This is a genomic window from Silvania sp. (assembly GCF_051656365.1).
Taxonomy (GTDB): domain Bacteria; phylum Pseudomonadota; class Gammaproteobacteria; order Enterobacterales; family Enterobacteriaceae; genus Enterobacter; species Enterobacter hatchlandensis.
Genome location: NZ_JBOGBT010000036.1, coordinates 51,455 through 63,773, shown reverse-complemented (window position 1 = coordinate 63,773; position 12,319 = coordinate 51,455). Strand labels below are relative to the sequence as shown.

The 12,319-nt window shown below is 57.9% G+C and carries 9 protein-coding genes; all 9 read right to left on the bottom strand.

What is annotated here, in order from left to right:
* The coding region (locus tag ACRDD5_RS07410; protein WP_438676352.1) for a contractile injection system protein, VgrG/Pvc8 family at positions 1–307 on the bottom strand (307 nt) is incomplete at its 3' end.
* Positions 304–2,943, bottom strand: coding sequence for a type VI secretion system ATPase TssH (gene tssH / locus ACRDD5_RS07405; protein ID WP_438676351.1), 2,640 nt, complete (start codon positions 2,941–2,943; stop codon positions 304–306). The genes tssH and ACRDD5_RS07410, both read right to left, overlap by 4 nt.
* A gap of 170 nt (positions 2,944–3,113) precedes the next feature.
* Positions 3,114–3,605, bottom strand: a complete 492-nt coding sequence (locus tag ACRDD5_RS07400; RefSeq protein WP_271281534.1) for an Hcp family type VI secretion system effector — start codon at positions 3,603–3,605, stop codon at positions 3,114–3,116.
* A 4-nt stretch (positions 3,606–3,609) separates the two neighbouring features.
* On the bottom strand, positions 3,610–5,316 hold the full coding sequence (locus tag ACRDD5_RS07395; protein ID WP_438676350.1) for an OmpA family protein: 1,707 nt from the start codon (positions 5,314–5,316) through the stop codon (positions 3,610–3,612).
* Complete coding sequence (gene tssL, locus ACRDD5_RS07390; protein WP_438676349.1) at positions 5,313–6,002, bottom strand: type VI secretion system protein TssL, short form; 690 nt, start codon at positions 6,000–6,002, stop codon at positions 5,313–5,315. Before tssL ends, ACRDD5_RS07395 begins: the two co-directional genes overlap by 4 nt.
* Entirely contained in the window at positions 5,999–7,339 is a 1,341-nt protein-coding gene (gene tssK / locus ACRDD5_RS07385) for a type VI secretion system baseplate subunit TssK (protein WP_438676348.1), read from the bottom strand. The genes tssL and tssK overlap by 4 nt, the downstream gene beginning before the upstream one ends.
* A 16-nt stretch (positions 7,340–7,355) precedes the next feature.
* Positions 7,356–8,903 (bottom strand): type VI secretion system contractile sheath large subunit, encoded by a 1,548-nt coding sequence (gene tssC, locus ACRDD5_RS07380; RefSeq protein ID WP_438676347.1) that lies wholly within the window; start codon positions 8,901–8,903, stop codon positions 7,356–7,358.
* A gap of 33 nt (positions 8,904–8,936) precedes the next feature.
* Entirely contained in the window at positions 8,937–9,434 is a 498-nt protein-coding gene (tssB, locus tag ACRDD5_RS07375) for a type VI secretion system contractile sheath small subunit (protein ID WP_271281529.1), read from the bottom strand.
* Between the two features lie 600 nt (positions 9,435–10,034).
* Entirely contained in the window at positions 10,035–12,050 is a 2,016-nt protein-coding gene (gene uvrB / locus ACRDD5_RS07370; RefSeq protein ID WP_438676346.1) for an excinuclease ABC subunit UvrB, read from the bottom strand.
* Positions 12,051–12,319: the final 269 nt, after the last annotated feature.

Genomic DNA, 12,319 nt, shown 5'->3' with positions numbered 1-12,319 from the left:
TCTGATCTTCCGAAGTGCTCAGCCGTTCGAATCCGCTCACCACGCCCTGGATCACCCGCACCGGCTGCTGGATTTTAATGCCGAAACCCTGATCGACCGGGGCCTGCAGCGTCAGCGACCCCGGTTTCATCAACATCATCTCTTTGCTGATGCCGTGGTCGGTGCTGGTGAATTCAACACGGTAGCTGAACGGCTGGCTCAGGGTTTCGTGCCCTTCAAAGGCCAGCACGTCCAGCGCCGGTTCACACCCTTTTACCGAAAGCCTGTGATGGTTGTGGCTGAAGATGATTTTGGGGTGGGTACTCATGACAGCTCCCCCTTGCCCGTGCTGAACGTCAGCGCAATCCCCTGCTCCTCGCTCCAGCCTAAGGTCAGCAGCCGTGGTTTCTGGTTTGCCGCCATATGGCTAAGCAGTTGCTGACTTAACACCGGCAGGATCTGCTGGTTGAGCAGGCTGTCGACGTTGCGCGCCCCCGTATCCGGCAACAGGCAGGCGGCGGTCAGCGCGTCATACAGGTCTTCTTCGATATGGGTGGTGAGGCCGTAATGGCGGCTCAGGCGCTGGCTGACCTGGGCGAGCTTCATTTTCACGATGGTGCGCATCGCGGCGGGTGCCAGCGGGCGATAAATCACGGTCTGGAACCGGGCCAGCAGCGCAGGCTGGAAGTGGTTACGCAGGATCGGGCGCAGCAGCTCGTGCAGATCGCCCTCGGTGGCCTGCGGCTGTTCATCCAGCAGTTGCATCAGAGGGTCACTGCCAAGGTTGGCGGTCATCAGAATGACGGTATTACGAAAGTCGATTTCGCGCCCTTCGCCGTCGCGCATAAAGCCGCGATCAAACACCTGGTAAAACAGGTTCATCACGTCGCGGTGCGCCTTTTCCACTTCATCCAGCAGCACCACGCTGTACGGGCGTTTACGCACGGCTTCGGTGAGGATCCCGCCCTGGCCGTAACCAACATACCCCGGCGGCGAACCCTTGAGCTGGGAAACGGTGTGCGGCTCCTGATACTCCGACAGATTGATGGTGATAAGCGATTTTTCCCCGCCATACAGACTGTCGGCAAGCGCGAGGGCCGTTTCGGTTTTGCCCACACCGCTCGGACCAACCAGCAGGAATACCCCCTGCGGGCCATTTTCCGACGTTAGCCCGGTTTTTGCCGCCCGTAAGCGTTGGGCAAGCGCCTCCAGCGCCACATCCTGCCCCACTACGCGCTTGCCCAGCGCAGTTTCCAGCGAGAGCAGCTCGATCTGCTCGTCTTTCATCAAGGAAGAGAGCGGGACGCCCGTCCAGTCAGCAATCACGTTGGCAATGGTGCGCACGTCCACCTCCACGCCGAGTAGCGGATTATTGTGCTGCATCCCGTTCAGCTGCTGCTGTAGCGCGCAGGTTTCACTCTGGCGAGAGATATCCTGGCGGCTATCCAGTAGCTGTTCCACCAGCGCCAGCTCATTGCAATACTGCGCCTCCAGCTCATCAAGCGACACAATCAGTTTGATCTCTTCCTGCTCAATCGCCGCCAGACGCTCGCCGTGGGTATCGTTACCCAGCGTCATATCTTCCAGTAGCGCCTGTTTCTCTATCCCCAGGGCGGTGATCTGCGCGCGGATGCGGGTGAGAGGTTCCGGCAGGGTATCCAGGTTCATGCGCACGCGGGCGCTTGCGGTATCGAGCAGATCGACGGCTTTATCCGGCAGCTGGCGGCCGGTCAGATAGCGACGGGAAAGCGTGACGGCGGCACGCACGGCGGCGTCAGTGATATGCACATTGTGGTGTTCGGCATAGCGGGACTTCAGGCCCCTGAGCATCAGACAGGCTGTGTCATCATCCGGCTCATCCACTTTGATCATCTGAAAGCGACGCTCCAGCGCGGCATCACGCTCGAAATACTGTTTGTACTCGCTCCAGGTGGTCGCCGCGATGGTGCGTAGCTCGCCCCGCGCCAGGGCCGGTTTCAGCAGATTGGCCGCATCCGCGCCACCGGCCTGATTACCGGCACCGATAATGGTGTGCGCTTCGTCGATAAACAGCAGGATTGGCACCGGTGACTGCTGCACCGCATCAATCACGTTTTTCAGGCGCTGTTCGAACTCGCCTTTCACGCCCGCTCCGGCCTGAAGCAGACCGAGATCGAGAGTGCGCAGAATCACCGGCTTGAGCGATTCCGGGACGTTGCCTTCTGCAATGCGCAGCGCCAGTCCCTCCACCAGCGCCGTTTTGCCCACGCCCGGCTCCCCGACCAGAATCGGGTTGTTCTTGCGGCGGCGGGAGAGAATATCCACCATCTGCCGAATTTCATTGTCGCGGCCAAACACCGGGTCGATGCTGCCGGCTTTCGCTTTGGCGGTCACATCCAGAGTGAACTTATCCAGCGCGTTCTGCAGCGGCGGGCTAAGTTCCCCGTCTTTCGCCTCAGCATCAATCGGACGACCGACAAACTCGACGCCATCCCCTGACGCGATCGGCCGCACCTCCGGACGCTCATCGGACTGTGCGTCCAGCAGTGGGCGCAGACGTTCAAGCTGGCTCTGGCTGAGGGTCAGCAGCGGCCACAGGCCATCACAGTGGATTAGCGTTGGGTTTCCCGTGAGCGCCATCAGCAGATGCTGACTGCGGATCTGCTCTTCACCCTGCAACGATGCCGCCATCCACGCCGCTTTCAGCAGCGCATTAAGGGGTTCCGCCAGCTGCGGGCGGCCGCGCACCGCGCGTGGGAACCGGTCCAGCCACCCCAGCAGCGCCTGCCATATGCCGTCCATATCCCACTCGTAGCGGCGCGCCAGCACGGTAAGATCGCCTTCACCCTGTTCCAGCAACTTCATCAACCAGTGTTCCGGTCTAATTTCAGCGTGGGCGCGGGTCTGGCACAGGGAAGCGGCACCTTCCAGCGCGCGGGCGCAGTAGGGGTTAAGACGGCGTAACAGGACGGCGGAATTTTCCATTTTCTCTCTCTCGATTGTTCCCGGGCACGCTACCGCCCATCGCTTTCCTTTGTTGATAAGGAACCCAAGCGCATCAGGTCAGGCAGGCAAGTTTTGTGTTTTTTGCTGAACGCCCGTGACGGACCGACGCTCAGCAAAAAAGCGGGCAGCGTTAGCGGCCCGCCAGAGTGTTACGCGGTGGCGCGTTCGTTCCAGGAATCGGAGTGAATGATGTTGCCGTCTTTGTAGGTCCAGGTGATTTTTTCGTAGCGCAGTTCGATCTGCTCAAGGTGGTTGTGCTTCTCGAAGCTCGGATCCTTGATGTCGTGCATCACCGGCGCCACTTTCACCACTTTCACGTTCTCAAGCCTGGTGTTGAAGTACTCCACCTCCTGACCCGCATCGTTGATCTTGTACCATTTGAACTCTGCTGACTTTAGGGTCTGACCGGTGGTCACCGCCTTGTACAGATACGGGCTGGCGGAGTCGATCTCCTTGGTGAAGCGGAACGGGGTGTGGATACGGGTTCCGGTCAGCTTGCCGGTGTTGTTGTCCGTTGGGATGTACAGGTTGTGTTGCTGGGCGACCACTTCGATACTGCCTTCACGATCCTGAACGTCCACATCCCCTTTAATGTCCGCGCCACCGTCGTCTTTCAGCCAGAGATAAACAGGAATTGCCATTGAATTACTCTCCATTGTGTTGTGATGCGCCATCATCCTGCGATGACGCCGGGGTATTGCCTGGCATCAGGCAGGCATTGGCCTGCGGAACCAGACTGATTTCGACACGGCGGTTGAGCGCACGCCCATCCGGGGTGTCATTGGTGGCGACAGGGCGGCTTTCGCCATAGCCCTGCACCGCAAAACAGCTTTCCGGCACATCCCCGGTGTCCCGCATCCAGTCCCGTACTGCTTCGGCACGCTTCAGGGACAGGGTCTGGTTCAGCTGCGGGTTGCCGGTGTTGTCGGTATGGCCGCTGACCACGATCAGCCAGCCCGGCTTCGCTTTGATCCCTACCAAAGAATTGATCAGCATTTTGGTGGAGCCGCTTTTCAGCACAGACTTGCCGGAGTCGAACAGCGACATGCTGTCGAGACGAACGATTTTCGGGATAGCTTGCGGTTCAGGAACCGACGGTGGGGGCGGCGGGAGATACGAACGGATGGCGTTCAGCACCGGTATGTGCAGGCGTGTCCCCTGATATAATCCCAGACTCATCCGTACAGGTGCGCCGCTGCGTGCCCAGCCATCCAGCATCGCCGCATCGCCGCGTAATACGCTAACCGCCTCGGCTTTCAGAACGGCGTTACCCATCGGAATACGGTTATAGCGGTGAATATCAAAGCTCAGACGCTGCACTAGCTGGTGGTTATTCCAGCCGCTGCATAGCAGGGCAGCGATAACGGCGCCGGTGAACATCGTCAGCCCGCAGCGCAAGCTTCGCTGTCGCGGAGTGAGCCCCTGCCCCTCTGGTAGCAGCGGCAGGACGAAGTCCGGCAGCAGTGACGTCGCCGTACTGTCGGTTCCCTGCGTTTGCCACCCGGCAACGCGCTGCATCGCGGTGTGGCGGGAGAGCCAGGCGGTCCAGACCGATGACGCCAGACTCCCGGCAAGCCTCGGCCCCATTCCCCACAGCACCGCCGTGGGGGCAATAGCAGGAATGTCCGGATTTTTGTCGATAAACACCGCTTTAACATGCTGATGAAACCAACCTATCAGGCTGTTCATCAGCACCTGCTGCTGCATGGCCATCGCCCCGCCCGTGGTGACCCAGGCCGCAATCGAACAAGGTGCGGAGGACGCTCGCCAGACGTGAACGCCCTCGCTGGAGATGGCCGCCTGCCAGAGCATATCGTTCATGATCGCACTGCCCGCCTGGCCGCTCAGCACCAGGGGAAAGGAATGTCCGGTCTCCCGACGTAGCTGGCTGATTTGCCAGCGCAGGGCCAGCAGATAGCTGGTCAGGACTTCGGTATCCGTGTACCTCTGCGGACAGACGCTGACCATTACCGAAAGCTGACGCCCCCAATCCGGGCGCAACCACAGCAGCTGGCGAGCGACCTGCTCCAGATCCTGATGCTTTTCCACCCTAATCCAGCAGCCCTGAGGCACAATCAGGGCCTGCGACTGTTCCGGCCACGCCTGCGGCAAATCGCCACAGACCAGCACCACCGGCTGGCGGTACGTCGCCTCAGGCAGATTATCGAGGCGTACCGTCACCTGATGCTCTGAACGACGACTGGCCACATACCAGACCGCAGCAATCAGCCCCCAGACGGCCAGCAAAATAAGCACCGATGTCAGCCGTGAAACGGGCAAAAAGACCAGACACACCACGCCGCTCAGCAATACGGCCCACAGTGCAAGCAGGCGCTGTTGCGCAGGACTCATTTCACCGCCCCCGGCAACAGCGTTGCCAGCGTGTGATCCAGCCAGTAATCCAGCCCCCACCACAGCGCCACGACCAGCACCACACTGAATGCGATGCAGATCGGCCACGAGGAGAACCCACCGCCCATACTGCGCCCGGCGCGGCTTTCCACCAGCACCGGGTGCGTTTGCGGATAGCTGAAAGGCGCAACATGTTCGCTGAGGGTGCTGACCAGCTTCTTGCGTATCGGATCGTTGAGCGAGCGGAAGCTGCCCAGAAAACCCAGCATCATGACCCGCTGAAAGCAGGTCAGAACGGCACTTTCCGGGTCGGGCTGGCGCAGCACGTCCCACATGCGATCGCACAGGGTATCCCCGGCATCCATCGTTCCTAGAAAATGCCCCTGAAGCGGAATGTTGTACCACTGCACGCAGGCATCATCCTGAACGCTGCGGCCTTTCACCGCTTCATCAAGCAATGCGCACTGGGCGGTAAGGATATGCTGACAGCTAGTCTCATCCAGCTCGCTGGCCTTCAGTGCCTGCTGCACGCGCTCAATATCCGCCACGCAGCGGTCCCAGAGCGCGCGACCCTCACCATCCTGAAACTCGGGACCATGACGCAGACTGATCACCTGCAGCCAGGTGTTTTGCAGCAGAGCATCGATATCAATGAATGCGGCCGCGCCGCGTTGACGTTCACTCATGTTCTTAGCACCGCATAGAGGTCAAGCTCTGGCTCGCCCAGCATGCCCGGCGTATAGAACATGCAGCTGCCGCTCTCCAGCATCTCCAGTGCGGCCGGGTGGGACAGGTCGAGAGAGAAATACTGGTTTTCCAGACGCAGCGGAATAGCCGCAGGCACATGACGAAGCGCCCTGAGCGGGATCCCTTGCCGGGACTGGTTCACCAGGCTGGTGACAAAATCCGGGCTGCCCACCCGGCACTGGAGCGGGAACTGCTCCTGCAGCTGGGCCACCGGGATCGACGAGCGGACCGAGAGGTAGTAATCGGCCCCTTCGCGCAGGCGGGGATCCTGCAGACGGGCCAGCCACTGACGCAGACGTTTGTCATGCGTAAGATCAATGGCGACCACCCGCGACGGCAGGCTGGCTTCCAGAAGGTCACTCAGCAGTTCAAACAGCGGTGGGAACACTGCGTTAAGCTGGTGATGCTGGTACGCCGGGATGTCGCTGACAAGATGGTCAAGGGAGAACGTCAGGAGACTGCCCGCCAGGCGCGCCAGCTCCGGATACAGGCGTTCTACCGGACTCTGCAACTGACGCTCAAACTGTCCAAGCAGCGGTTCTGCGCTGTTCAGCGCATTCAGCAGCCAGAACAGGGAGACATCCGCCACCGCAAAATCGGCCATCCGTTCGTTGCTCTCACGGCGCATGGCCATCAGGCGCGTCAGGCGGGCGCGAAGCTGAATCATCAGCTGTTCCAGCTGGGTCACCAGCCAGCGACTGCTTTGCACAGTCAGCAGTGGGGGAAGAAACGTCTCATCCAGCGTCCAGGCACCCTGCGAGTCCTGCTGCAGCCGCGCAACCGGACAGGTCAGGTAATCGCTGTTGTCCTGATGTGCAAAGCGCAGGCTCAGCTCTGACTGCAACACGGCGATTTGGCGGGTGTCATCGCCAAACTGATTACGCACGTCATGCCAGCGCTGACGGTAACGCACCGGACGTTCCGCCACCGCATCCGGTGCCAGGCAGTTACCCCCGTTGGCGCGCAGCAGCGGCAGGGCCAGAAGCACTACCGTTTCACGGGATTCGCCGTCCAGCAACAGTGCGGACGGCAGCGCATCAGCATTGTGGGTATCAACCAGCGTGCCGTCCTGAAACCGCAGATGCAGCTTGCGGGCATGCAGGCGGCCCAGCTTCAGCGCATCCGGTTCAAAGGTGGCCTCAATGACTCCCCAGGGATGATTGAGGCCCATCTGCGCAATGCATTCCGCAGACCAGGCCGCATACGCGGCCTGTTGCTGGAAGTGCTGGGGCGAGATCATGATCCCCCTGCCCCATAACGGTTGTTCCGTTTTCATCGGCTTCCTGCCTTAATTACGATTTCGCCTTCGGCATCTGCGAGACCAGAGACAGATTCACGTCCATGCCTTCCACCTGGAAGTGAGGGATCGCGAAGAGTCTGACGCGGAAGAAGCCCGGGTTATCTTCGATATCCTCGACCACCACTTTCGCATCACGCAGCGGATGGGAGGCCTGCAGCTCGTCGCCCGGATCGGTCATTTCGGTGACCAGGCTGCGCACCCAGGTGTTGAGCTCCAGCTCCAGCAGTCGGCGGTCTTTGGTGGTACCGATGTTTTCCCGCTGGATGAGTTTCAGGTAATGCGCAATGCGGGACAGGAGGAAGATGTAAGGCAGACGGGTATTAATCCGGCTGTTGGCGGTGGCATCCGCGGTTTCATACAGCGCCGGTTTCTGGGTGGAGTTCGCCGAGAAGAAGCAGGCGTAATCGCGGTTTTTGTAGTACGACAGCGGGATAAAACCGAGGTTAGCGAACTCAAATTCGCGGGTTTCCGGGATCATCACCTCCGACGGGATTTTCACCTGATTGCCGGTGCCGAGGTCGTAAAGGTGGATCGGCAGATCCTGTACCGCGCCACCGGCCTGTGGGCCGCGGATCTGGACGCACCAGCCGTTATTGATAAAGCTACGCACCATATTGGCCGCGAAGGCAAACGAGGCGTTAGTCCACAGATATTTGTCGTGTTCCGGGCCTTTAACCTCTTCGACATAGTTAAAGCTGCGCACCGGCACCGTGTCCGGGCCATATGGCAGACGTCCGAGCACGCGGGGCATCACCAGGCCGATATAGCGGGAGTCATCGGTATCGCGGAAGGATTTCCATTTGATGTATTCGGCGCGGTCAAAGTAATTGCCGATATCTTTGATGGCAGCGACCTCTTCCATCGACTCTTTGAGGAAGAATTTGGGTCCGGCAGAACCGATAAACGGCATGTGGGCCGCCGCGGCGACTTTGGAGACATTGCGCAGCAGCGCCACGTCCTGCGCCGAGGCATCAAACTCATACGCGGAGATCAGCGCCCCAATCGGCTCGCCGCCCGGGGTGTCGTATTCATCAATATAGGTGTGTTTATACAGACCGCTTTGGATTATCTCTGGCGCGTCTTCAAAGTCCTGGCGCAGGGCCTCTTTGGACAGATCCAGCAGCTCAATTTTGACGTTCTGGCGAAAATCGGTTTTATCCACCAGCGACTTCACGCCGCGCCACAGGGACTCGACGGCCTGGAAATCGTCGTGGTGCATGACGGCATCCAGCTGGCGGCTAATCTGGAAATCCAGCTCCGCGATATGGTGATCAATCAGATTTTTGTCAAGCTTATCGACTTTAGCGCCCGCTTTACTCAGGCATTCCAGGAACACCTGCATTCCGGCGGTCAGACGCTCATCGGCCGTCGCATCCGACATCGCCTGCGCATCCTGCCAGATATCCAGCGCGCTCAGGGACGAGACCGGGTTCAGATTGATTTTCTCAAACAGGGAGGCATACACACCGCCTGCTTCAGGACGTTCCAGCACTACGCTTTCGCCGCCAGCGGCATTTTCATTTTGTACAGACATCAGCATCTTCTCTCGTTAATCCGTTAAATATCGCAACCGTCAGGGATGTTTTGGCGCAAGGGCAGAGAGCTCGCTGCGCAGTTCAGCGCTCAGCGCCGGGTCGAGGAGGATTTTTTCCAGCTCTTTACGGAAGGCCTGGTTATCCAGCAGGTTGGCCTTCAGATCGCGGAGCAGGTTGCGCATGGCAAGCATGGCTTTAAGCTGGGGAATTTGGCGGGCGACCTGTTCCGGGGTGAAATCCTGCATGTCGCGGAAGGTCAGATTCACGGCCTCTTCGCTACCGTCATTGGCAAGGGTGTTGTCGACAGACAGTTTTAAGGAAGGAGAGAAGTCGGCCAGCACACTGTTAAAGTTATGCTTATTAACGTTGACCTTTTCACGCTCTGACACCGGGCGTTGTTCAGCACCATTGCTGTAATCCCCGACCATCACCAGCTTGAGGGGCAATTCAATTTTCTTCTGTGCGCCGCCCGTATGCAGACTGAGCTGAATATTAACGCGGGCTTTGGGGATCTCGGACTGATAGGAGTTAGACATGGCTGTCCCTGTTCTATGGAATAGAGAAAAACGGTCAGTACCCGCGAGAAATTAATAAGAATGGCTTGGTTGCCAGAACAACATCCCTGCTTACGCCATACGGCGTAAATCACTATCCGGGGTCAAAAGCGAGCGCATTCCATTTATCAGCAAGCATGACGTAGTATTTATAGGCCCCTATATAATTTCGAATAAGAGCCTGATAAAACGAGTATAAAAATGTCACAAAGGCGGAAGGAAATAAAAATATGTAACATAAATTTACAACAACATATTTTACGTCGTTGCTGTTACGTTTTTACCCATAAGATATTCCTTATATTATTGTGTGTAACCCTTACAGAGACAGGCGGGAGGGGATATTTATTTTCTTGCGCGGAAGAAAGATTACAGCATAAAAAACACTTCAAATTATTTAGTCCGAATTTGGACACTGGATGTAATTGATAATTGTATTTTAATAACAAATGAAAAATACCCAATCAATTTAAAAAAAGAATATTAGAACGTAATAAAAATTATTCTGCGTTTGCCTACACATACGCCCTTGTAAAAAAAAGCCCCCTATACCGTGGGTAAAGGGGGCTTCGTAAGCAGAATTTACGATGCCGCAATAAACAGATCGCGCAGCTGATGCAGCTGGTCGCGGATCTGCGCCGCCTCCTCGAACTCCAGATTCTGGGCATGCTGCATCATCTGTCCTTCCAGTTCGTGGATTTTCTGCTGCAGCGCTTTTGGCGTCAGCACAATGGTATCGGCCTCAACCGGTGAGCGTGATTTGCCGCGACCTTTCGCCTTGGTTTTGGCGATGTTCTGCCCCAGCGCCAGGATATCCACCACCTTCTTGTTCAGACCCTGCGGTGTGATGCCGTGCTCTTCGTTGTACTGCTGTTGCTTCTCACGACGCCGCTCGGTCTCACCGATCGCTTTGGCCATTGAGGCAGTAATTCTGTCGCCGTAGAGAATCGCTTTGCCGTTGATGTTTCGCGCGGCACGCCCAATGGTCTGAATAAGCGAACGCTCAGAGCGCAGGAAGCCCTCTTTATCGGCATCCAGAATCGCCACCAGCGAGACTTCCGGCATATCCAGCCCTTCACGCAGCAGGTTGATGCCCACCAGCACGTCGAACTCGCCAAGGCGCAAATCGCGGATGATCTCCATGCGCTCGACGGTATCGATATCCGAGTGCAGGTAACGCACCCGCTCACCGTGCTCTTCGAGGTACTCGGTCAGGTCTTCAGCCATGCGTTTGGTGAGAGTGGTAACCAGCACACGCTCGTTGATCGCCGCCCGAATGCGGATCTCCGAGAGCAGGTCGTCCACCTGCGTCGCCACCGGGCGCACCTCAATAATCGGATCCAGCAGACCGGTCGGACGCACTACCTGGTCCACCACGTCGTCGCCCGATTTCTCCAGCTCGTAGTTGCCCGGCGTCGCCGACACATAGATGGTTTGCGGCACCAGCGCCTCAAACTCTTCAAACTTCATCGGTCGGTTATCCAGCGCGGACGGCAGGCGGAAGCCGTACTCCACCAGCGTCTCTTTGCGCGCGCGGTCGCCACGGTACATGCCGCCGATTTGCGGCACGGTGACGTGCGATTCGTCGATCACCAGCAGGCCGTCGGCCGGAAGGTAGTCAAACAGCGTCGGAGGTGCCTCGCCGGGACCGCGGCCCGAGAGATAGCGGGAGTAGTTTTCGATACCCGAGCAGTAGCCCAGCTCGTTCATCATCTCGAGATCAAACTGGGTGCGCTGACTGAGGCGCTGCTCTTCCAGCAGCTTGTTATTTTCCAGCAGATTCTTACGTCGATCCGCCAGTTCGACCTTGATATCTTCCATCGCCTGCACGATGCGCTCGCGCGGAGTGACGTAGTGCGTTTTCGGGTAGATGGTGTAGCGCTGAATGGTCGACTCGATATGACCCGTCAGCGGATCGAACAGCGACAGCCGCTCCACCTCTTCGTCAAACAGTTCGATGCGCAGCGCGACGTCATCGGATTCGGCCGGGAAGACGTCGATCACTTCGCCGCGCACGCGGAACGTCCCGCGCTGGAACGCCTGATCGTTGCGGGTGTACTGCAGCTCGGCCAGCCGACGCACGATGGCGCGCTGATCGATAATCATCCCCTGAGTCAGGTGCAGCATCATCTTCAGGTAGAGGTCAGGATCGCCCAGCCCGTAGATAGCTGAAACGGAGGCTACCACCACCACGTCGCGACGTTCCAGCAGCGCTTTGGTCGCCGACAGACGCATCTGCTCGATATGCTCGTTCACCGAGGCGTCTTTTTCGATAAAGGTATCGGAGCTGGGAACGTAGGCTTCCGGCTGATAGTAGTCGTAGTAGGAGACAAAGTACTCCACCGCGTTATCCGGGAAAAACTCTTTCATCTCGCCGTAGAGCTGCGCCGCCAGCGTTTTATTAGGTGCCAGCACCATGGTCGGCCGTTGCAAATCGGCGATAACGTTGGCGACGGTAAAGGTTTTACCCGAACCGGTCACCCCCAGCAGTGTCTGGTGTGCGAGTCCATCCTCCAGCCCTTCTTTCAGGCGGCGAATCGCTTCAGGCTGATCGCCGGAAGGACGGAAAGCGGAATTCAGTTTGAACGGTTTACTCATGAACGACGACCTGATGATGGTTTATACGGCAGGTGAGTAATTTTACTCTCGATGGCTATTTTTGCCAGTAATTTATACTGGATGAAATTACAGTATCATACACCCATATTACTGCGGCTTACGGCATGAAACGCGCAAAGCTGCGCAAAATTTCGGCGGTGACCAGATAAAATTCCACAGCGGTACGGTTATCCCCAGAACTTTTCCATTTTTAACATTTGTCAAGCCGTTCCGCTTCACTTTTGCCGGTCCACTTGACAGTTTGATGA